Source organism: Paenibacillus sp. E222 (genome assembly GCF_013401555.1).
GTDB lineage: Bacteria > Bacillota > Bacilli > Paenibacillales > Paenibacillaceae > Paenibacillus.
In genome coordinates this window covers 2,817,160-2,839,049 of record NZ_CP058552.1, presented here as the reverse complement: position 1 = coordinate 2,839,049, position 21,890 = coordinate 2,817,160, and the positions used below count along the sequence as shown (strand labels likewise).

Here is a 21,890-nt window from a genome sequence, read left to right as displayed (position 1 = left end):
TGCAACTCCAATTATAGTACCCCGATTATACAAAAACAAATCGATAGCCACTCACTTTATAGCAATCCATTAATTTGCAAGTGTGCACGGAACATTTCACTGGTTGAAGGCAGACTTTCCTTATCCACCCATGTCTCAGAAGACCATATTCCCGCCTGTTTAAACGCTCTTGGACAATGAATGAAACATTCTTCCACATCCACAATGACAGCAGCCCCGATGGTTTTGCCGCTCCACCCCATGCTCGCGATAAATTCCTCATCCTTCGTAATTGAGGCCCTCCCATTGATGCGCAGCACTTCATTCATACCCGGAATTAGAAAAATCATGCCAACTCCAGGGTTGGACAGGATGTTCAGCAACGAATCGATACGGCGATTACCCGGACGTTCGGGATAGACAAGCCGATATTGATCCAACACTTTCACAAAGCCTGCCTCATCGCCGCGAGGGGATACATCCCTTTTACTTAAACTGTCTGAAGTGGACAGGAAGAATAATGGCGACATGGACAGAAAGTGCTGTACATGTGTGTCCACAAAGGAAATCACCTTGTTGAGTACTTGTTCGCTTGGTTCTCCTACCATGGTCTGCAATTCCTCTGCATCGGTAACTAATGGTAAATTCAAAACCTTTTTTTCCATTTTCGTATCCCCTTTTCTTCAAATGATAAGGAGTGTCCATGACTTTTCTTCTAAGATTATACATGTGTGCATAGAAAAGAAGTACCAAAAACACCAGCCCTTGTATGGGCTGGTGTTCCTCGTTATCATGTTTATTCGGTGTATCCCATGCTGCTTACAAAACGACGGAATGCTTTACGTCCTGCCTCATCATATTTGTAAACACCCGCATGCTCCAGAATCTCGGCGAATTTCAAGCCGACTTCCTGTTGCACAAGCGCAACAGCTTGCTCCTTGTTCAGGTTGGGACCGAAACGTTCGATCAATTCTTCTGCCCAGCCCAGATGTTTATTCAACACATGTTCGGAGGCTTTGGCCGCCTCAGCAAGTTGGGTATCCCCAGCAAGAATATCCGCGATGCTGTCCAGCTCTTCTTTCAAACGACCTGGCAGAATTGCAAGCCCCATCACTTCGATGAGTCCAATGTTCTCTTTTTTCAGATGATGCATTTCGCGATGCGGGTGGAAAATCCCTTCGGGATGTTCATCATTCGTGCGATTGTTCCGCAGAACGAGGTCCATCTCATATCCACCGTCCGCACTGCGACGAACGATTGGCGTAACCGTATTGTGCGGAATCCGCTCTCCATCAACCTCACTGAATGCTTCGATCTCCACCGTAGAATCACTGTACACCTTCCACGCTTCATAAACGGCATTCCCCGCTTCGAGCAACTCAGTCGGATCCTGTGAGGCCAGCCGCAGTACGGACATTGGCCATTTCACAAGACTGAGCGTAAGGCCCGGTGAACCAGCGTGGCGGAATACAGCCTCTGGCTTCGCATTTTGAATGGCAAAGGTATGACGTCCACCCTGGAAATGGTCATGAGTCAGGATGGAACCGCCAACGATGGGCAGATCGGCATTGGAACCGATAAAGTAATGCGGATACTCTCCCACAAAAGCCAGCAGCCTGCGCAGCGTATCTTTGGTCAATTTCATCGGCACATGATCGTGATGGAAAATAATGCAGTGCTCGTTGTAGTACACATATGGCGAGTATTGGAAAAACCAAGGTTCGCCGTTCAATTCCAATGGAATGACACGCAGGTTTTGACGTGCCGGGTGGTTGACCCGACCGGCATAGCCCACATTTTCACGACAGAGTTGGCATTTCGGATATACCGGAGGCGGAAGCAGCTTGGCCATCGCGATTTCCTTCGGACTTTTCTCCGGCTTGGAGAGGTTGATCGTAATCTCCATATCTCCATAAGCTGTATGCTGTGTCCAATACACATTCTTGGAAATGCGGTCCATCCGAATGTAGTTGGAATGAATCGAAAGCTCATAGAATTGCGAGGTAGCCGCTTCGATGCCTTCGGTCTGCTCGGTATAACGGAATGCGCGCACCACCTCGGATGGACGGGCCATCAATTGACCCATAATTTTCGCATCGAGCAAATCACGGTACGTGTCGGTATTTTCAGGTATAAGTCCAATTTCGAATCCATAATCAATCAGCGTGTCCAGCAATGGTTGGGGTCCATCCAACACCGTCTCGTTCAATACTCCAGCATACGGCTCGGAGAACCCGAACTGTTCCAGCAGAAGATTACGGCTGTAATCCCGATCCGCTTCTTCAATCAATTTGTTCTGCAAGGCAAATGCTACCAGACGTTCAATGGCATGCAGTGCTTCCTGCTGCTCCGGTGTCCGCTCTGTGGCGCCTGCTGCAATATGAGTCTGTGACATATCGATGTTCGCCTCCTAGTTTTTTCCGTAGCCGTCAGGGTGAGACTGATGCCAGCTCCATGCGCTTTGAATAACATCTTCGAGATTCGTCCATTTCGGATTCCAGCCCAGTACGGATCTTGCTTTGGCAGATGAAGCCACCAGTACAGCCGGATCACCCGCACGACGTGGTTCCTGTACAACTGGAATGTCCAGTCCGGTTACTTTCTTAGCCGTCTCAATAACCTGTTTAACAGAGAAGCCTTGACCGTTGCCCAGGTTGAACACGTTGCTGTTCTCCCCTTTACGAAGATAATCTACGGCCCGCAGATGCGCATCCGCCAGATCACTTACGTGGATGTAATCACGTACACAGGTTCCATCTTCTGTTGCGTAGTCGTCACCGAACACGGCGATGTGCGGACGTTGTTTCAGTGCGGTTTGCAGTACGAGTGGAATGAGATGGCTCTCAGGCTGGTGATCTTCACCGATTTTGCCGCTCTCATGGGCTCCGGCTGCGTTAAAGTAACGAAGGGAGACGTATTTGATTTCCTGTACTTTATCGAACCAGGACATCATGCGTTCCATCATCAGCTTGGTTTCACCATATACATTCGTAGGCTCTGTGCGGTCGCTCTCTTCAATCGGCACTTTCTCCGGCTCGCCGTAAGTCGCAGCTGTGGAGGAGAAGACGATGCGACGTACATTCGCTGCATTCATCGCTTCCAACAGACAGAGTGTGCCAAATACGTTGTTGTCATAGTATTTAACAGGATCTTTCATGCTCTCGCCAACCAGTGAGTTAGCTGCAAAGTGGATGACTGCATCAATGGAGTTCTCAGCGAACAGCTTCGCCAGAAGTTCCTTGTCACGCAGATCACCTTCATACAATTTTCCGCCCAGCAGAGCTTCACGATGCCCTGTCTGCAAGTTATCCAGTACAACGACCTCTTCGCCTCGCTCCAACAAAGCCGCCACCGTATGAGAACCAATATATCCTGCTCCACCTGTCACCAAAATCGCCATCTTACTTCGCCTCCTTCAATTCTTTAACGCCGTCGCCTACTCCGCATACATAGAACTCGCCTTTGAGACTGGTACGTGCTTCATATGCCGCTCCAACTTCACTTACAAAACGCTCTACATCGTCTTCATGCACAAGAGATACCGTACATCCACCAAATCCCGCACCAGTCATCCGAGCACCCAGAGTGCCTGGAATACGTTGAGCCTCTTCAACCATCACGTCCAGTTCTTCGCAGCTCACTTCATATAGATAACGAAGGGATTCATGAGAAGCATTCATCAGCTTGCCGAAAGTTTCCAGATCGTTATCACGCAGTGCATCCACTGATGCAAGTACACGTGCATTCTCTTCCACGACGTGCTGGGCACGCTGTCTTACCTTCTCATCCTTGATGTGATCCTGCAGTGTAACGAATTGTTCAGGTGTAAGTTGCGCCAGATAGTTCAGTGCAGGCAGTTGTTCTTTCAAAATGGCAAGTGCCTGCTCACATTGGGAGCGACGTTCGTTGTAAGCCGAGTCCACCAACCCCCGACGTTTGTTCGTGTTACCAATAACCAGCTTGTAGGCGCCGGTACGGAATGGCACTTTTTCATATTCAAGAGTGTCACACATCAGCAGGATCGCGTGATCCTCTGCTCCATTGGCTACAGCGAACTGATCCATGATGCCGCAGTTGACGCCGACGAATTCGTTCTCTGCCTTTTGGGACAGCAGCGCCAGTTGAACCGTGTCAATATCCTTCACACCTTCAAGCGACTGGATGGCAAACCCGGTAAGAACCTCCAGCGATGCGGAAGAGGAAAGTCCTGCGCCGTTCGGAATTTCTCCATGATAGAGGAAGTCACAACCTTTGGTTACTTTTACGCCTTTGCCTTGCAGTTCAACCATGACGCCAACCGGGTAATCCGTCCATTCCCCTGTTTTTTCCTTGCCAATCGTGGATGTATCCAGCGTTCCTTCATAGGACATATTCGTGGAAGCCAACTGCAACTTGTTGTCCTCACGCTCACGGATAATCAAAGTGGTACCGAATTCAAGCGCTGCCGGAAGCACGTATCCACCGTTATAGTCAATGTGCTCACCGATCAGATTCACCCGCCCAGGGGCATGGAACACACGGATGTCCGCTCCACTCTCTCCGTACTTGTCAATAAACTTTTGTTTCAATTCATTTATGTTCATTGCTGCTGCACCCCATCTCAATGTTGTTGGTTTTCTTAATGTTATTATACAAGAAGGCGGTTCCCCTTGAAATGAAACCATGTGTGTTCCATATGGATAAATGTGACCTTTCGACGTATAATGAATGGAACATCCAGGAAGGAAAGGAATGTCATCATGACTGAACAACGTAAGGAAGGTCCAATGGGGGCTTCGGTAGATCCGATAAAACATATTCCGGAAACCTCTGGAAAAAGTGGAGCACTCAGCTACTCGGTTGCCTCCAATCCTGTTTATTATGAAAAAGGGGCATTGCATGTCCTCTTTGCAGGCGCAAGCCAGACCCTTCCCGGTCACGCCCTTGGACCGAAGCTATACGATTATTATCTATTGCACTATGTAGAAAAAGGAGCCGGTACATTCCGTACTGAACTACATACCTACGAACTATCCGCAGGAGATTGTTTCCTTATTCAACCAGGGCAGCTTGTAAGCTACCAATCCCATACCCGGAACCCCTGGCAATACCGCTGGATGGCCTTTACTGGCAGCCAGGCTGCGAAGCATATAGAGGAAGCAGGCTTCCGTCCGGAGAAATCCGTCTTTCATGCCGGTCCTTCGTGCGGTATTTCCGACTGGTTATCCGTGATGCAGACGGCTTTTGCCGAGCGGAAAGAAAGCTCTCATTTTACATCATTGGGTACGTTATATATGATTCTAGCCGAGGCACAAAATCACCTTTCTCAGGGGCAAACCTTAATACCAGGTGAATCTTCAATACGACGAACTGTGAAACAGATGATTCAATACATGTCTACCCAATATGCCTACCCTGTCTCAATTGAGCAAATGTCGGCCAGTCTTGGCTATAACCGCGCGTACCTGTCCCGCATTTTCAAACAGGAAACCGGGCTATCCCCAGTTACCTACCTGCTGAAACTAAGGATCGACAAATCGCGCCAGCTGCTGCGTGAACGTCCGAATCTGTCCATTGAACAGGTATCGGCCTCCGTGGGGTTGCCAGATGCGCTGTATTTCTCCAAACAGTTCAAGCGATTCCATGGGGAAGCTCCTAGTCTGTACCGGGAGAACATTCTTAACAGGGCCATGCATCAAACGACACGCCAAGTACCACCGAACCAGCGATAACCTGTAATCAAAAGCAGGATCTTCTATCCCGTAGATCAGCTTAAATAATAAGAGACAAAAAAGGTGCATCCAGCCATTATGGCTAAGATGCACCTTTTGAACTTTATTTATGATCCGGTTCCGGACGGAGAATCGATTCAATGCGCTCCAATTCCTCTGAGGAGAATTCCAACTGGCTGAGAGCAGCCACATTCTCTTCAATCTGCGAAGGGCGACTTGCACCAATCAGTGCAGAAGTTACCTTGCCATCACGCAATACCCAAGCGAGCGCAAATTGGGCCAGACTCTGACCACGCGATGCTGCAATCTGGTTCAAAGCACGTACTTTGCGTAATGTCTCTGGTGAGATGTTGTTTTCATTCAAGAATACAGACGGGCCCTTGGCACGTGAATCTTCTGGAATACCATTCAGATATTTGTTGGTGAGCACGCCTTGTGCCAATGGACAAAAGGCAATGCTGCCTGTTCCATACTCATCAAGTACATCCTGCAACCCACCTTCAATCCAGCGATCCAGCATGGAATATTTGGGTTGATGAATCAACAGAGGTGTACCCAGCCCTTTGAGAATCTCTGCCGCCTGCTTCGTCTGTTCAGCAGGATAGTTGGAGATGCCGACGTACAATGCTTTGCCGGAACGAACAATATGGTCCAGCGCCATCATCGTTTCTTCCAGAGGTGTTTCGGGATCATAACGATGAGAATAAAAGATGTCTACGTAATCGAGACCCATGCGCTTCAAGCTCTGATTGAGACTGGAAACCAGGTTTTTACGAGAACCCCACTCACCGTAAGGTCCAGGCCACATATAGTACCCGGCTTTGGTGGAGATGACAAGTTCATCTCGATATGGCTTCAGATCCTGCGCCAACACCTGACCGAATAACTGCTCAGCAGAACCTGCTGGCGGACCATAATTGTTGGCAAGGTCAAAATGCGTAATGCCCAGATCAAACGAACGGGTGATCATATTTCGGCCGTTCTCCGCATTATTAATGCCACCAAAATTATGCCATAACCCAAGTGAAATCGCTGGCAGTTTCAATCCTGAACGTCCAACGCGGTTGTATTTCATTGTTTCGTAGCGTGCATCGCTGGCTACGTAGACCATCATGAATCCCTTCTTTCCCCAGGTTCCGCCTCTAGTACCCGGTCCGTATGCCGGAGAATGCGGTTATTCGGACAATGTTGACTTACATTTAACCAAGAAGCTGGTCCATCTTATTCATTACCTCACCAATAGGGTCTGTAATCAGCAAATCAGCCTGCCTGTCGTAAGCCGTAGGTGTAGCATTCAGCAAGACCGTGTGTTTCCCTTGAAAATACGTAATCAATTGAGCGGCAGGATACACCGTTAATGAAGTTCCACCTACCAGCAGCAAATCCGCCGAGGACAGTGCATCAACCGAACGATATAAAATCGTCTGGTCCAGCTCCTCTTCATACAGTACGACATCCGGCTTGATCACGCCACCACACGCAGTGCAGCGAGGAACCGTATCTTTTGCCGTAATAATGTCATCCAACCCGTAAAACCTCTTGCAATCCATACAGGCGTTTCGATGGATCGAACCATGAAGCTCCAGGACATTGCTGCTGCCAGCCTTCTGGTGCAACCCGTCGATATTTTGTGTGATAACCGCCTGAAGTTTTCCTTCCTGCTCCAATCTGGCGAGCAGTCGATGGCAGCCGTTGGGCATCGCATCGGGATGAAGCATTTTGCCTCGATAAAAATCATAAAAAATATCAGCATGCTGGTCAAAAAAATGTCGGCTCAGCAGCTCTTCGGGTGGATAAGGTGAATGCTGCTCTGTCTGGTATAAGCCAGCGGCAGAGCGGAAGTCGGGAATCCCGCTTTCCGTTGAAGTTCCGGCCCCTCCGAAAAAAACAATATTTGAACTTTCCTTAATCCAGGCAGCCAGTTGTTCTGTTGCGTTCATCCTCTCTCCTCCTTTACGAGATCACCCCTGTGAGGAACGTTCAGAGATGATTTTTAACTCATCATAATTTTGGATAATGGCATCGGCGTCATATAAATAGTGGCTTCCCTCGACTTCTGGACAGAAACCAATCCTATAGGACACCCCTGCGTTGCGTCCCATCTGCATATCCCCATTGCTGTCACCGATCACAACAGCCTCCTCAGGAAGAATATGTAATTCCCGGCAAGCCAGAACCGCAGCCTCTCCATCCGGTTTGCCCCGAGTCACCCGGTCACTGCCAACAATCGATGTAAAATACGACCGGATTCCCATCCACTCCATATGCTCCTCGGCAGCAGCTGTGTTGTCCGAAGTGACGACTGCCATGGGAATCGATGCTTCCTTGCAGCTCTGCAAGAATGCATTTAGTCCAGGCAGCGATTCTGCCATTTTTCTCTGCCTTACCTCACCCATGGCGACACTGGAAAAATGGCGGATCGTAGTGATTGCTTCATTCCAAGGCATGCCTGCTGCATACAACTGCCCAGCAAGCAAACCATTGCTCTCGTCCACCGTGGCAATAGCCAATGGCCCTTGAAGATCATATCCGATCAGATGACCTTCGCGATTGCGGACCGTACCGAGAACTTGCTCACGCTCCACCGTGAACGAGGCCCCAAGCTCTGACAGTTGTGACTCCAGCTGATTCAGCAAAGACTCCGCCCACGGCCCCCATAGCTGTAAGAAATCCAGCAGCGTACCATCCTTATCAAATAGAATGCCTCGGCACGTAACTTGCTTACCACGGATTTGAAGCATGGACATACGTATCACCTCCACTTCCCGTCTGCTATGGATTGGTGACATTCACCAATGAACTTGCAGCTTACTTAATGGTATCCAGCCAACCTACAGTCGTTTTAACCGTTTGGGACAGCTGCTCCTCTTCACTGACCCCAGCTTCGCCGTCACCGCTCTGGTGGCCATAGTCACCGAACTGCGAATGGTTACCACCTTCGATGGTGTAATACACCGTATCTTCTGGCAAATATGCCCGACCATTCTGATACTTCGTGGCATTCACAACTTCATCATTAGTCCCCAGGATGGATAACGCGGGTATTCCCAGTGACTTCACACTGCCTTTTTCATCCGGATAGGATGCGAGGAAAAAGATGCCCTGAAGTGCATCTGGATGGGAAGCCGCATAACGTGCCGCCATCGATCCACCAAGAGAATGCCCTCCCATAACAAATGGTTCATCCGGATAGGCTTTAATAATGTCATCTGCGAGATTCTGCTTGAGTACCGCCAGATTTACCGGCATTTTCGCAATAATGGTATGATGTCCTGCTGCCGCAAGTTCATGGGCAAGAGGTGCATAACTTTCCGGTTTAACCAATCCGCCTGGATAAAAAATAACACTCACCCCAGCAGATTTGTCCGGCACAAAATCAATCCAGCTGTCTTTTTCAGTTACTGTCACCTGATTTGCAGTTTCCATAGCTGTCTGAGCCATCTCCTGTGGTCCATAAGGCGTAAACAGCTTCCAGGCCACAAACCCACACCCAATGACAATGAGCGCCAGAAGAACGAGCAGGAATTTCCCTATGCCCCTCTTCTTGCGCCCTGTATTATATCGGTTTCTCAACGTTCATCACCTTTCTGCACTTCCGCAGGTTCCGCGGCTTGCAGAACGGGAGCCTTCATTCCTGAGGCTCCCCTTCTCCATCATTCATTGCTATTCGGCCTTGGCCTTGCGGTAAGCATCCATATATTGTTCTGCTTTGCGGCGAACATGACTCAAGTCCCCCGTCTTCACTGCTTCCGTTGTAAGGTCAGAACCGATACCTACAGCAACGGCGCCTCCCTTGATCCAGTCACCCAGATTGGACAAGGAAACCCCACCAGTCGGCATGAAATTCGCTTGTGGCATAGGTCCCTTCATCGTTTTGATTATGGACGGATCGTAGAGATTACCCGGGAACAACTTCACAATATCCACGCCAAGTTCCAGTGCACGTTGTACATCCGCAATGGTCATCACACCTGGGAGAATCGGAATCCGGTATAGGTTGCAAATTTTCACAGTGTCCGGGTTCAGGGAAGGACCCACAACAAACTCCGCCCCTGACATAATTGCGGCACGCGCTGTCTGGGGTTCGAGCACTGTTCCAGCTCCAATAATGGCAAATTTCTCTGGATCTTGTGTGTTCCAATGGTATACACGGCTTAATTTCTCGATAGCTTTGAGGGCACTAGGCACCGTCATCGTAATCTCGATAATCTTGATGCCACCCGCGATGGCTTGCTCGGCCATGGCGATAACCTGATCAGCAGAATCTGCACGCAGAACCGCTACAACCCCACTGTCCGTTATTTTTTGCAGCAGCTGAAGCTTCTTCATTTCATTCTCTCCCTTGTCAATGTGGTTGTGTATTACAAGCCTTACATTAATGAACGAAGATGAGACATTATGATATCAGCAGCGACTAGCGCTCAACATGAGCTACATTGTTCAGCTTGGCCTCGACCTGCTCCCACGTCGGAAGCGCCTCCCAATCGCCAACAGCCTGTATAACCATGGAACCGGTCAAATTCCCCAGGCGGGTCGCCTCCTGCGGGGAATATCCTTTAAGAAGGCCGGACAGAAAGCCCGCACAGAATCCATCTCCTGCCCCAACCGTATCCAGGACATGATCTGCCTTGAAGTACGGAACTTCCGTTAGGGTACCATTCACCAATACGTAGGTCAAATCAGGGCCGCCCTTCACGATACAGACTGCATTCATGGCGGACAAACGCTCAAGTACTTTTTGATCATCTTCTTCGTTATACAGAAGTTTCATCTCGTCCAGACCCGGCAAGAAATAATCGGCTTGCTCAGCCAGACGAAGCAGAACAGGACGCGCTTCTTCAGCCGACCACAGCTTAAGACGCAGATTCGGATCAAAACTCACTTTCACACCAGCCTGCTTGGCTATATGTATAGCAGCTTCAACAGTAGCAAGTCCCGACGCGCTTATTGCTGCGGTGATGCCTGTAACGTGAAGGATCTGCGCACCCGCGATATAATCTGTATCCAGATCCTCAGGAGTAATCGCACTTGCAGCGGACAGCTTCCTATAATAATGCACCGAGGCTTTCCCGGAAGCGTTCTCACGAATCATCAAACCGGTAGGTTCTTTGTCGCTCATCCTTGCTCTGGATACATCTACACCTTCACCACGAATAGCCTTCAAGATCATGTTACCGATCGGATCATTACCCAGGCGGCCAAACCAGCCGCTGGTATGCCCAAGCCGGGATACACCAATCGCCAGATTACTCTCTGCGCCACCAAATGATTTGTCTAATGTCGCGGCATATTCGAGACCTCTTGTATCCTTTGCTGTCAGTAAACCCATGCTTTCGCCAAACGTAACAATTTCAGGGCTTCGGCGGGTATTCGTCGACATGAATTCTCCCCTCCTTATATTTACAATTTCTCATCTTCTTTCCCCATTGTCAGCCTCTATGCAACCGTTGTCAATCCCGGAGCGTTCATTTTGTTGTCACAGCTTTGAGAAAGGATAGCGCTTTCTATTGTGAAATATATCACAATGAATGATACACATCCATATTACCCTTATTACAGAACCAGATTGCAATCGCCAAGGGTTATCAGGGGGGCTACAACATGACCAAACCGGCCATCATTCACGAAGATCAGGATTCCTTTTTTTACAACTTGCGCTTTATGCTCATTGTCTGTGTACTCGCGGGCAATGCTCTCGAACCAATCATTACACGTTTTGCAGGAGCAGAGGCTCTGTTTCTGTGGATATATACGTTTCACATGCCGCTGTTTGTATGGGTAACCGGCTACTTTGCCAGACATACACTCAAAGGTGCATCTGGCCGTAATGTGCTTATACAGATTGCACTACAGTACCTTCTGTTTCAGTCTTTGTATGCAATAATGGATTTCACCGTATTCCACACACCGCATATGCGTTTGTCTTTCTTTGCACCTTATTTATTGCTCTGGTTTCTGGCAAGTCATTTCTGCTGGCGGCTGCTGCTTCGTCTTACCCTCTCTTGGAAACCGCTATACAGACTACTCGTTGCCGTGATGCTGGGAGTATGTGCAGGATATTTACCTATGGATGGTTTCTGGCTGAGCTTCAGTCGAACATTTGTATTTCTACCTTTCTTTGTTATCGGGTATGACTACGGAGCATCTATCCGCTCCCGTTTACGATCCGGATGGGGCCGTAGAATTGCTGCTACGTTGTCTGCTGCTCTTCTTGGTTGGATTGGACTCGGAGCGTTCAACATTTCACCAGGCTGGTTACTGGGGAGCATGACTTACGCAGAGCTTGGACACCATGAGTGGTTTGCAGGAATATACAGACTCGGCATCTATGCGCTTGAAATCGGATCGGGAGCTTTATTTCTCGCCTGGGTCCCTTCATTAACATCCAGATTGACCGATCTGGGAAGACGTACTCTTTATGTATTCCTTTTACATGGATTTCTCGTTCGCCTGGCGGTCTGGTCCGGGGTTTACAATTATATAGAGACCAGCTTGTACATTCCGGTGATTGTTTCCATTGCATTACTGTTCGCTATAACGCTGGCCCACCCAGCCCTCCGTCATGCCTTTCGGCCGCTCATTGAGCCCGACATTTCCCGCGTTCACTTCAATCGTCAGGGGGGATTAAAACGTCCAGCCTCCTGGTTCAGATGAACTGAAATCCTGCTCCTTTCCATTAGAATTGCCTTGTTTCAGGCTGGAAATGTTGTGGTAAGTAGCATTACGCGCTACAACAATCTACTTATGATATAAGGAGTGATTTGTAATGGCACGTCCACAGACGTCTGAACACAAAATGAGTCGCGAGGAAGCGGGTAGATTAGGTGGCAAGGCCACATCCAAAAAGCATGATCGGAGCTTCTACCAAATGATAGGTAAAAAAGGTGGAGAAGCGACTTCAGATGCGCACGATTCTCAGTTCTATAAGGAAATTGGCCGCAAGGGTGGAGAAGCAACTTCCGAAACTCATAATAAAGAATTCTATCGGGAGATTGGCCGCAAAGGCGGGAGCAGTTAGCCTATCCCCATAGCAATGGTGAAAGATAGACTGATATTGTGCAGCAAATTAAGAAAGCTTCATTCCACTAATGGATTGAAGCTTCTTTCTATTGAATTGTAGAAATATGATGACGGTTGTGATAGACTCTATAGAAAAACCGGGTTGTTCACGGGTTTAAAGCAGCAAAGACTTTCACAAACTACGGGAAGCTCGAAACCAGTATCACTGGTCAATTTTTTTAGAGTACGGATGAAATTAAACGACAGATGCACTGCCATTTATATTTCCATTCATGTTGCTCAATATTATAAATTTGGGGGGAAATACACCATGTCAGCCAAGAAGATGCGTTCCGATATGATCAAAAAGGGTTTTGACCGTGCACCGCACCGCAGTTTGCTCCGCGCAGCGGGCGTTAAAGAAGAGGACTTTGGCAAACCATTTATTGCCGTATGTAACTCATACATTGATATCGTGCCCGGACATGTTCACCTGCAGGAATTCGGTAAAATTGTTAAGGAAGCTATTCGTGAAGCCGGTGGCGTTCCATTCGAATTCAACACCATCGGAGTTGACGACGGAATTGCCATGGGACACATTGGTATGCGTTACTCGCTGCCAAGCCGTGACATTATCGCGGATTCCGTGGAAACCGTTGTATCTGCACACTGGTTCGACGGCATGGTATGTATCCCGAACTGCGATAAAATTACACCCGGCATGATGATGGGTGCACTCCGCTGTAATATCCCTACTGTGTTTGTCAGCGGCGGTCCAATGAAGGCAGGTCGTGACAGCAATGGTAAAGCTCTGTCCCTGACCTCCGTATTTGAAGGCGTAGGTGCTTATCAAGCTGGTAAAATCGATGACAAGAGCTTGCTTGAACTTGAACAGTTCGGCTGTCCAACATGTGGATCATGCTCCGGTATGTTCACTGCGAACTCCATGAACTGTCTGGCTGAAGCGATGGGACTGGCTATGCCAGGTAACGGAACCATCCTGGCTGTTGCTCCTGAGCGTCGTGAGTTTGTTAAACAATCCGCTAAACAACTGATGGAACTCATCAAAATGGATCTGAAACCACGCGATATCGTTACTGTAGAAGCCATCGACAACGCTTTTGCACTGGATATGGCTATGGGTGGTTCCACGAATACGGTACTTCATACACTGGCACTGGCTCATGAAGCAGGCATCGAGTATCCAATCGAGCGAATCAATGAAGTTGCTAACCGCGTTCCTCACTTGGCAAAATTGGCACCTGCTTCCGATCTTCACATCGAAGACGTGCACAATGCAGGTGGCGTAAGTGCTGTTCTGAACGAATTGCTCAAGAAACCAGGTGCAATTCATGGCGACTGTATCACGGTAACAGGTAAAACGATCCGTGAGAACGTTGAAGGTCAGGAAATCCAAGATACAAATGTCATCCACCACCTGGATAACCCGCATTCCGAAAAAGGCGGCTTGGCTGTATTGTTTGGTAACCTTGCACCACAAGGCGCCATCATCAAGGTTGGTGCTGTTGACGCTTCGGTTGGTGGATATCACAAAGGTCCTGCTATTTGCTTCGATTCCCAGGAACAAGCGCTCGAAGGTATTGCGAACGGCAAAGTAAAAGAAGGACATGTTGTTGTTATCCGTTATGAAGGACCAAAAGGCGGACCAGGTATGCCTGAAATGCTCGCTCCTACTTCCCAGATCGTAGGTATGGGCCTTGGTGCCAAAGTAGGTCTGATCACCGACGGACGCTTCTCTGGCGCATCCCGCGGAATCAGTATCGGACATATCTCTCCGGAAGCCGCTGAAGGCGGTCCAATCGCTTTTGTTGAAGAAGGAGACATCATTGAACTTGATCTGAACAACCGCATCATCGAATTGCATATCAGTGACGAAGAATTCGAACGTCGTCGCGCAGGTTGGAAAGGCTTTGAACCGAAAGTAAAAACCGGTTACCTCGCTCGTTATTCCAAACTTGTAACGAATGCAAGCAACGGTGGCGTACTGAGTATCTAATTCATGTACAAGATATCCGATGAATTTCTTTTATCGGAAACATAAATAAAGGGTTGCTCTTCTGCCAAATGCGGCGGAGGGCAACCCTTTTCTTTATTCATTTCGTGATTAGTTTCGTTCAGGTACAAGATCCTGTTCGGAAACCAACAAATGCTCAGAGGAATGTTCCGCCGTCGCTGCTACCAGTGCGTGCTGACCATATCGATCCAACAGCACGTCAAGCGGCATAGCAATCATTTTTGGAACCAATTGTTCGGATCGTTGCTTCAGACGTTTCGTTCCTGCCGGATGAATGACGCTTAGCAGAAGTTTCAAATACACTTTGGATGCAGAACTGAACGGACCAGGAGCCAGTTCCCGAACCGTAAACCCGAATTTCTCCGGTCCCCGGTTAATCATGCTCACACCGTATAGAGCCTTAGCCGAACGGAGTTCAGGTTGAAGGGCGACCTGCCGAGCCAAATCAGGAAGTTGCTGTTCCATGGCCCGAATCATGCGAATGGCCAGATGCATACTTGAGCGTGAAGTCATACCTAGATCGAAAAGCTTTTTATTATCAAAATGAAGTTCAATAACTGGATCCCCGTTACGAATCACATGACCATCATCCATTTCGACCAATGCTCCATGATATACGCGGGAGCGGTAATGCAGCAATGGGTCCTCCGGTGACGCTGTATGCAAATGGTATACCCAATGAAACAACTTCTCCCAACCTAGCCATAACGCAACAACCATCCGTTTCCAGGGTGATAAATGTGTTTGTGGTTGACTTGTAGTTTTAGATTCGCTCACCGTAACGCCTCCCATCAACGTATCGATGCGTACACTGTGCAACTGCTGCCTGTTTGCTTCCTGCAATACGACTTCGAGCGCCTGGAGCATCTGCTCCGGCGCGTGTGCATCAGCGCCGAGGGTAGTCCCTCGATCATGCAGCAACATGACCTCTCCGCCCCTTAGCTCCTTCAACATTCGTTCCGTCAATTTTTCAACGCCCACACTGCTTCTCCAGTCCTCAAACATGGACGACCACAGGATAATCCGGCGATCTTTTTTACTGAAAAAATCAAACAGATTCATAATGCCCCATGGTGGACGATAATAACAAGTTCTTACCCCCGTAACCTCCTGAATAATCTGACCTGTTCGTTGAATCTGATCTCGAACCGTACGAGGCCGCATCAACCAATTGGTTTTATGAATATAATTATGAATTCCGAGAAGGTGACCTTCCTCATGTATGCGCTGGATGAGCTCAGGATGACGGGCTGCATGCTCCCCGACTACAAAAAACGTTGCCTTTGCTTCATACTGACGCAGTAAATCAAGCAATCTGGGTGTGTATTTCGGGTCCGGCCCATCATCAAAAGTTAAAGAAAACTCCGTCTCACTTCTCCCGCGCCTGAACACACGAAAACCGAAAAGTCTGCTAACTAAACTCGGAATAAAGGCGTAAAACGATGAAATGTACAATAACCACAGTAATATGCTCTGAAGTAAATTTGTCATGCTACAAACTCCCCGCTTCTCATGCTGAATTACCGTGCCATAATATAGCACTAACTAAAATAAACCGCCTTTAATTTTATCATAATTCAGCCTTTTCTTAAATCCTCTTTTCCCAAAAAGATAGCTATCGTGTACAATTAATGCATCCTAATTTTTACCTTAATGACGTACAAAGGAGCCCTGCCCATGCTGCCGCTTTACAAAAAATACGGGCGCACCGTCTTTGACATTGCGCTGCTCGTTTTAACCGTGTACTTTATCATGTACGGATTCAGCCGATTATATCAATTGGCTGCGCCAGTTTTTCTTTCATTTATAGTGTATTGGATGATCGAACCTCTGGCAAGATTTCTACATCGCAAAGGGTTGCCCAAAACCCTGGGCGCCGCCATTTCGGTGTTATTGTTTCTTGGGGTTATTGTCGCTGCCTTTTTTGGATTGGGATTAATTATCGTATCCCAAATTTCTAATTTGCAGGATAATTTTCCTTATTATATTGAGATGATTCAGCGTGAATTCACCAATCTGGTTTATTTCATTCAGGACAAGTCGGATGCTTTACCTGACGGAATAACCGAGAAGGTTAATGACTATTTTGCTACACTGACCGGATTCCTGTCCAAATGGGTGACCAGCGGTGCACAAATCGTCATCGGTTTTCTCAGTTCGTTTTCTTCCTTTATTACCAATTTTGGCATTGCCATTATTCTCGCATTCTTTCTCAGTATCGAGATTGAATCCTGGCGGAAATTTGCCCGGGCCAAAACACCAAAAACGTTGAAGCTGGCTCTTGAATTTATGCGTAATCATGTGTTCAAGACGATCCGTTCGTATTTGAAGGCCCAGATGATTATGATGCTGATCACTTTTGTATTGATTTATGCAGGCTTGTTGATTCTTGGAACTGCTAATGCCTTCACTATCGCAGCCATCTGCGCCGTTTTTGACCTTGTGCCTTTGCTGGGAGTTCCAGTTATATTCATTCCGTGGATTGTGTATCTGTTCATAGTGGGCAATAGCAGCCTTGCGATTGGCTTAATTGTAGTCCTTGCTGTAACCTTGCTGACACGCCAACTGCTGGAGCCGAAAATATCGGGTAATTCAATCGGGGTCTCTTCCGCTTACTTGATGCTTTCTTTTATGCTGATCTCGCTCTCCGTCTTTGGCCTGGCTGGTGTGGTATTGTCTCCGGTGCTGCTAATTCTGCTCAAAGAACTGCTGCAACAAGGATATCTCCAGCAATGGATTCACTTGCCGAAGGATGAATTTGAATCTTCACCATTCGTGATGGACACACCGGGTGGAGCCGCACCTGGTATGAATGCTGAGCCTTCGGTGCAAGAACCTGCTCCTCATGGGAATCATGAGGATTCGGCCAAATAGTCCATCACTTTTCTGAACATCGCCGTTGCTTGGTGACGGCTGCTTGGAGCAACGTTTTGGACAAGGACAGCTACGGCATATTTGGGTTGGTCCGTAGGTCCGTACCCAATGAACCATTGATGGTTACGCTTCTCTCCGTGCTGCTGTACCTGTGCTGTACCTGATTTCCCTGCCACTTGCCACCGTGCATGTTGCAGGGATTTTCCCGTTCCGTCCCTAACAACCTTCTTCATCCAGGATAACAGCTGATGCGCCGTAGCTGGGGAGATTCGTCCTGCTGAAGATGGTGAATCATGCATCGGCATATCCAGCATCGTATCGCCATCGGCATATCGGATACGTTGAACGAGGCGTGGAGCACTTACCTTGCCATCATGCAAGAGCGTGACGATCAGATTGGCCGCTTGTAACGGGGTCACCAGAACGTCCCGTTGACCGATAGCCGTCTGTACCTTTGCTCCTTCATCCTGTGGCGAGACAGATGGCAGTCTCACTCTTCCTGCATCCTCATGATCAAAATGCTGCAGTACCGGCATACCTGCAACCTGCTTTCCCTCCCACCCAATTGCACGTGCCAATCCCAAAGCATCCGCCGTACGTTCCATCTGCTCTATACTGAGCCGACGGGCAGTTTCAGCAAATACAATATTGCAGGACTCGGCAAACCCTTGCTCCAGATTCAATGTCCCATGCCCATGCTCCTTCCAGCAGGACAGACCATATTTTCCCCATTCGCCACCACAATGGAAAGTCTCCCCTTTGGATACAGCGTGATATTCCAACGCGGCGGCGGCTGTAACGATTTTGAATATGGAACCAGGCACAGCCCCCTGCACGGCACGATTTGCCCAAGCCGTTTGTTTGGGGTCCACATGCTGCGGATTATAGAACGGAGCCGAAACCATCGCACGTACGTCTGCATTCGCCGCATCCAGCACAACGATAGCCCCTTCCTTCATACCGGACTTCCTCACCATCTGCTCTATCCCTTGCTGCAAATCGATATTTATCGTCGTCTCCGCACGCAATGGATAGTGTGTATTCGCGGGTGCAATCACGCGTGGCTGGATATCCGGAATAACCTCTCCTGAACCTGTAACCATGCGTGTTAACAGGGTAGGTCCAATGCCCATCAATAAAGGTTCCATTGTTCTTTCCAGCCCAGCTGCTCCAGATTTCATGGCAAAAGGCTGCTTCACCTCATTTTTATGACGCGACTGTGCGTTCGGGAATTCAGGCTGTTCAGCAAGATAACCCAACCATTGCATGCCTGTAGCGGCTTGTCCATAACGTGTCATAAGAGGATACACACTCGCTCCGTCTGTCTTCAATTCACGTAGTCGGGCAACCTGAGACTCAGTCAATGGGTTCGGCTGGTTGGCACCTGCAGTCCAGAAGTGGGGTGCGTTCCCTTGATTCCATTCCTTTTGTAACGAATTCACATCAGTATGTAAGAGAGCCGCCAATTCCTTAACTTCCGATTTTGTGGATGGGTATGAATGACTTGTTTGATCTGGATGCGGAAAAAGGACCAACCCCCATTCCAGCTTACCTGTTAGGGGCCGCCCTTTGTAATCGATAAACTGTCCTCGTCCCGTATCCAATACCACTCCACGCTCTCGCTGCAATACGGACATCTCACGAACGGTACGTTGAAATCCTGGCATCGTGCGATTGATTTGAACGACTTGAACCCAAGCCAAACGAATCATCAGCAAAGAAAATAAACCCGTAAAAAGAATACATGCAATATAAATGCGCCGCTTCAGTTGTACTTGCATCAGACCACCCCGTTCAGCGTTTTGGCATAGTATTCTTCATTCGGAATGGAATTATCCGGTAACAAGAAGAAAACCTGTCCCTTATTAGGGACAGGCTTTCAAACAGCTTCGAATTAGACTGTAAAGCGAGACAATGTATCTTTCAATTCTGTTGATACATTCTCCAGTTTTGCTGACAAATTCACCAGTTGGTTGCTGATATTTTGTTGTTCACTGCTCAAGGAGGCAACTTCCTGGGATGTTGCAGATGATTGTTCAGCTACTGCGCTGACATTACTCATCGCTTCGGACAACGTTCCTTGAGATTGATTCAAATCTCCGATTGAGCCAGTGACCATGCTCAGACTCTCAACAAACGCACCCATTTGTTGCTGCACTGAAGCAAATATTACATTAGTATCTTTTACGGCATCCATCTGTTCCTTGAATAACGGATACGCTGCAGACAATTGATCCACTGTCTCATTCATTTCGGTCATAATCTTGTCGGTAATGTCGCCGACCATATCAATGGACTGTCTGGATTGTTCAGCCAACTGGCGAACCTCATTCGCGACCACCATGAATCCACGTCCAGCTGTACCGGCACGAGCGGCTTCAATGGTTGCATTCAAGGAAAGAATGTTCGTTTGCTTGGTAATATTTTGCATGACGTCAAGCACCTTCAGAACAGAGGACGTACTGTCTTTCAAGGAATCCACCTTGTTTACCAACGCACCGATCATTTCTTCTGTCTTCTGCGTTTTGGTCATCAACTGATTCAGATGCTGTGTACCTGTCTGACTAGATTTCTCTACATGACGGGCTGAATCACCCATTTGTTCATTCGCGGCAACCACACTCTCCATCTGACGGGAGATATTGTCGGTCAATTCATTTCCACGCTCTGCTTCTGTTGCCAGACTACTTGCTCCACCTGCAATTTCTTCAGTGGCTACGGCAATCTCGGAAGCAGAGACTGCTGTTTTCTTGGACGCACTGCTCAGCTCAGAAGCCGTATCCAATACTTCCTGTGCAGAACGGTTGGTTTGCTCCACGAGTTTCGTAATTTGCTCCATCATCAGATTGAATGCAGCCGATAATTGACCAATTTCATCCTGGGAGCTATAAGGTGTACGCACCTTGAGGTTCCCTTTTGCCCCTTCTTGCATCAGATCTTTCAATTTACCCATTGGACGGGCAATCATGCGAACCATCCAAATACCGATCAGAATCGCAATAGCCGCATCAACCAATGCCATCCACAGGGTCAACGTCAGAATACCCTTAGCATCTTTCACCAGAATAGATGTTGGAACCATCCCGATCAGTTTCCAATCGGATGAATCCATGGTGCTATATGAAGCCAGCATATTGGTTGAATTTCCATCCACCGTATACTCCGTATTCGTGCTGCCGGATTTTTCTTTCAACTCTTTAACAAAAGTCAAATCCGTATCTTTCCCTGTACGATCAGCAATCGTTGAAGCTACAACCTTGTTGTCCGGAGCAATGAGTTGAAGAACTGAGCCTTCACCCAAGTCAAGAGATTTCAATTGCTGCTCCAGAACCTCCAATTTCAATTCAATGATTAACACATAGGACTGGGTAGTCCCTTGCAGGTTTTTCATCGAACGGGCAATGCGGAACGTGGGTGTGCTGCCATCCTCTTTGGCTTCTGTTGGCAGCCAGCGATATCCACCCGCCTGAACCAATTCATCATACCAACCTTCTTTACGGATGTCGCCCATGGCAGAGCTGTTGCTTCCTGTACCCATTATCGATTTTGTTTCGTCTGTCGGCACAAGATAAATCGCTTCCATAGATTTATTCGTAAAAGCAATATTCGACAATTGTTTGTTGATGGAGCTTGAATTCACAAACGTATCATATGCCGACAAATTCTTATCAGACATTTTCTGAAGCAAGGACTGCATTTCCGGATCGAAGAAAATTTGAGTGGATGTATCTACAAACCGCTCCAGAATAATGTCCATTTTTTGCTTGGTTTGTTCAATCGTTTCCTGATTTGATCGGGATGCATTCTTCTCAATCGTATCCTTGGCTTTCGCATAGGATAATAGACCCAAACTAACGACAAAGATCATGATGCCCGCAAAAAAGATCAAAAACAGCTTAACGCCTACCGATTTAACGGGATTAGCCTTCTTAATCTGTGTAAACGTTGTTCCCCCAATATTTTTCCAGTCCTGCTTTTTCAATTGGGTTTTCGTTTTGTTCCATCCCGACTTCAGCTTACTCCCGTCCAATTTAAAGGGCTTTTGGCCTGGAGTATCCCCTGTCTTACTCTTAACACCTTTTTCTTTCTTCACTTTCTGAACCTTCTCGGGCTTAACCTTCTCGGGTTTTGTCAATTCTTCCCCACTGTCATTCTGCTTCTTTTGAACCAATCCCATTCACCTGCCAGTAATTTACTTGTTGGATTTTTCTTTCTCTCCCCTATAAATATGTAGTATTCGACAGCTTTCTCCTTTCCCCTCTCATTTTTTCGAAATTTATTACAACTTTTTT

General features: G+C 47.9%; 17 protein-coding genes and 1 pseudogene. 5 read left to right on the top strand and 13 right to left on the bottom strand.

Annotation, left to right across the window (positions count from 1 at the left end; genetic code table 11):
• Positions 1-56: 56 nt before the first annotated feature.
• The 4 genes from HW560_RS12705 to HW560_RS12690 all read right to left on the bottom strand — a co-directional run bounded on the left by HW560_RS12705 (position 57) and on the right by HW560_RS12690 (position 4,562).
• The gene (locus HW560_RS12705) at positions 57-644 is read right to left on the bottom strand and encodes an MSMEG_1061 family FMN-dependent PPOX-type flavoprotein (RefSeq protein ID WP_090903938.1); all 588 of its coding nucleotides are present in this window, start codon (positions 642-644) and stop codon (positions 57-59) included.
• A 131-nt stretch (positions 645-775) separates the two neighbouring features.
• A complete protein-coding gene (locus HW560_RS12700) occupies positions 776-2,374 on the bottom strand; it encodes a UDP-glucose--hexose-1-phosphate uridylyltransferase (RefSeq protein ID WP_179263286.1) in 1,599 nt (532 codons plus the stop codon).
• Positions 2,375-2,389: 15 nt separating this feature from the next.
• Positions 2,390-3,379 (bottom strand): UDP-glucose 4-epimerase GalE, encoded by a 990-nt coding sequence (gene galE / locus HW560_RS12695; RefSeq protein WP_090903940.1) that lies wholly within the window; start codon positions 3,377-3,379, stop codon positions 2,390-2,392.
• A 1-nt stretch (position 3,380) separates the two neighbouring features.
• Positions 3,381-4,562 (bottom strand): galactokinase, encoded by a 1,182-nt coding sequence (locus tag HW560_RS12690; RefSeq protein WP_179263284.1) that lies wholly within the window; start codon positions 4,560-4,562, stop codon positions 3,381-3,383.
• Positions 4,563-4,718: 156 nt separating this feature from the next.
• Here HW560_RS12690 and HW560_RS12685 point away from each other — a divergent pair, with 156 nt between their 5' ends.
• On the top strand, positions 4,719-5,690 hold the full coding sequence (locus HW560_RS12685; protein WP_179263282.1) for an AraC family transcriptional regulator: 972 nt from the start codon (positions 4,719-4,721) through the stop codon (positions 5,688-5,690).
• A 103-nt stretch (positions 5,691-5,793) separates the two neighbouring features.
• Here HW560_RS12685 and mgrA read toward each other — a convergent pair whose 3' ends face one another.
• From mgrA to HW560_RS12655, 6 genes are all read right to left on the bottom strand, one after another.
• A complete protein-coding gene (gene mgrA, locus HW560_RS12680; protein ID WP_179265793.1) occupies positions 5,794-6,801 on the bottom strand; it encodes an L-glyceraldehyde 3-phosphate reductase in 1,008 nt (335 codons plus the stop codon).
• Positions 6,802-6,889: 88 nt separating this feature from the next.
• Positions 6,890-7,630, bottom strand: a complete 741-nt coding sequence (locus tag HW560_RS12675) for an NAD-dependent protein deacylase (RefSeq protein WP_090903944.1) — start codon at positions 7,628-7,630, stop codon at positions 6,890-6,892.
• 21 nt (positions 7,631-7,651) lie between these two features.
• Positions 7,652-8,437: an HAD family hydrolase gene (locus HW560_RS12670; protein WP_090903945.1), complete on the bottom strand. Its 786-nt coding sequence runs from the start codon at positions 8,435-8,437 to the stop codon at positions 7,652-7,654.
• A 61-nt stretch (positions 8,438-8,498) separates the two neighbouring features.
• Positions 8,499-9,263, bottom strand: a complete 765-nt coding sequence (locus HW560_RS12665; protein ID WP_090903946.1) for an alpha/beta fold hydrolase — start codon at positions 9,261-9,263, stop codon at positions 8,499-8,501.
• 90 nt (positions 9,264-9,353) lie between these two features.
• Positions 9,354-10,019 carry a bifunctional 2-keto-4-hydroxyglutarate aldolase/2-keto-3-deoxy-6-phosphogluconate aldolase gene (locus tag HW560_RS12660; RefSeq protein WP_024633088.1) on the bottom strand — a complete coding sequence of 222 codons (666 nt, stop codon included), beginning with the start codon at positions 10,017-10,019 and terminating at the stop codon, positions 9,354-9,356.
• Between the two features lie 85 nt (positions 10,020-10,104).
• Positions 10,105-11,070, bottom strand: a complete 966-nt coding sequence (locus tag HW560_RS12655) for a sugar kinase (RefSeq protein ID WP_090903947.1) — start codon at positions 11,068-11,070, stop codon at positions 10,105-10,107.
• Positions 11,071-11,291: 221 nt separating this feature from the next.
• On the opposite strand from HW560_RS12655, the gene HW560_RS12650 reads away from it, so the two are divergent.
• The 3 genes and pseudogenes from HW560_RS12650 (at position 11,292) to ilvD (ending at position 14,706) form a co-directional block, all read left to right on the top strand.
• A complete protein-coding gene (locus tag HW560_RS12650; protein ID WP_179263280.1) occupies positions 11,292-12,344 on the top strand; it encodes an acyltransferase family protein in 1,053 nt (350 codons plus the stop codon).
• A 112-nt stretch (positions 12,345-12,456) separates the two neighbouring features.
• Positions 12,457-12,705 (top strand): annotated as a pseudogene (locus HW560_RS12645) (KGG domain-containing protein); the annotation flags it as partial.
• Positions 12,706-13,020: 315 nt separating this feature from the next.
• Positions 13,021-14,706 (top strand): dihydroxy-acid dehydratase, encoded by a 1,686-nt coding sequence (ilvD, locus tag HW560_RS12640; RefSeq protein ID WP_090903949.1) that lies wholly within the window; start codon positions 13,021-13,023, stop codon positions 14,704-14,706.
• Positions 14,707-14,814: 108 nt separating this feature from the next.
• Here the strand turns inward: ilvD and HW560_RS12635 are convergent, their stop codons facing one another.
• Positions 14,815-16,215, bottom strand: a complete 1,401-nt coding sequence (locus tag HW560_RS12635; protein ID WP_090903950.1) for a polysaccharide deacetylase family protein — start codon at positions 16,213-16,215, stop codon at positions 14,815-14,817.
• A 186-nt stretch (positions 16,216-16,401) separates the two neighbouring features.
• Between HW560_RS12635 and HW560_RS12630 the strand changes: the two genes are divergently transcribed.
• The gene (locus tag HW560_RS12630; protein ID WP_179263278.1) at positions 16,402-17,598 is read left to right on the top strand and encodes an AI-2E family transporter; all 1,197 of its coding nucleotides are present in this window, start codon (positions 16,402-16,404) and stop codon (positions 17,596-17,598) included.
• Here HW560_RS12630 and HW560_RS12625 read toward each other — a convergent pair.
• Positions 17,577-19,379: a peptidoglycan D,D-transpeptidase FtsI family protein gene (locus HW560_RS12625; protein WP_256222369.1), complete on the bottom strand. Its 1,803-nt coding sequence runs from the start codon at positions 19,377-19,379 to the stop codon at positions 17,577-17,579. The two genes, HW560_RS12630 and HW560_RS12625, sit on opposite strands and share 22 nt — an antisense overlap.
• 113 nt (positions 19,380-19,492) lie before the next feature.
• Positions 19,493-21,775 carry a methyl-accepting chemotaxis protein gene (locus HW560_RS12620; protein ID WP_090903952.1) on the bottom strand — a complete coding sequence of 761 codons (2,283 nt, stop codon included), beginning with the start codon at positions 21,773-21,775 and terminating at the stop codon, positions 19,493-19,495.
• Positions 21,776-21,890 lie beyond the last annotated feature (115 nt).

Bases quoted from the DNA above. Each gene is read 5' to 3' on its own strand.
- HW560_RS12705 (WP_090903938.1), bottom strand. From the start codon at position 644: ATGGAAAAAAAGGTTTTGAATTTACCATTAGTTACCGATGCAGAGGAA.
- galE (WP_090903940.1), bottom strand. From the start codon at position 3,379: ATGGCGATTTTGGTGACAGGTGGAGCAGGATATATTGGTTCTCATACG.
- HW560_RS12635 (WP_090903950.1), bottom strand. From the start codon at position 16,215: ATGACAAATTTACTTCAGAGCATATTACTGTGGTTATTGTACATTTCA.
- HW560_RS12655 (WP_090903947.1), bottom strand. From the start codon at position 11,070: ATGTCGACGAATACCCGCCGAAGCCCTGAAATTGTTACGTTTGGCGAA.
- HW560_RS12675 (WP_090903944.1), bottom strand. From the start codon at position 7,630: ATGAACGCAACAGAACAACTGGCTGCCTGGATTAAGGAAAGTTCAAAT.
- mgrA (WP_179265793.1), bottom strand. From the start codon at position 6,801: ATGGTCTACGTAGCCAGCGATGCACGCTACGAAACAATGAAATACAAC.
- HW560_RS12630 (WP_179263278.1), top strand. From the start codon at position 16,402: ATGCTGCCGCTTTACAAAAAATACGGGCGCACCGTCTTTGACATTGCG.
- HW560_RS12620 (WP_090903952.1), bottom strand. From the start codon at position 21,775: ATGGGATTGGTTCAAAAGAAGCAGAATGACAGTGGGGAAGAATTGACA.
- HW560_RS12650 (WP_179263280.1), top strand. From the start codon at position 11,292: ATGACCAAACCGGCCATCATTCACGAAGATCAGGATTCCTTTTTTTAC.
- HW560_RS12685 (WP_179263282.1), top strand. From the start codon at position 4,719: ATGACTGAACAACGTAAGGAAGGTCCAATGGGGGCTTCGGTAGATCCG.
- ilvD (WP_090903949.1), top strand. From the start codon at position 13,021: ATGTCAGCCAAGAAGATGCGTTCCGATATGATCAAAAAGGGTTTTGAC.
- HW560_RS12690 (WP_179263284.1), bottom strand. From the start codon at position 4,562: ATGAACATAAATGAATTGAAACAAAAGTTTATTGACAAGTACGGAGAG.
- HW560_RS12660 (WP_024633088.1), bottom strand. From the start codon at position 10,019: ATGAAGAAGCTTCAGCTGCTGCAAAAAATAACGGACAGTGGGGTTGTA.
- HW560_RS12700 (WP_179263286.1), bottom strand. From the start codon at position 2,374: ATGTCACAGACTCATATTGCAGCAGGCGCCACAGAGCGGACACCGGAG.
- HW560_RS12625 (WP_256222369.1), bottom strand. From the start codon at position 19,379: ATGCAAGTACAACTGAAGCGGCGCATTTATATTGCATGTATTCTTTTT.
- HW560_RS12670 (WP_090903945.1), bottom strand. From the start codon at position 8,437: ATGTCCATGCTTCAAATCCGTGGTAAGCAAGTTACGTGCCGAGGCATT.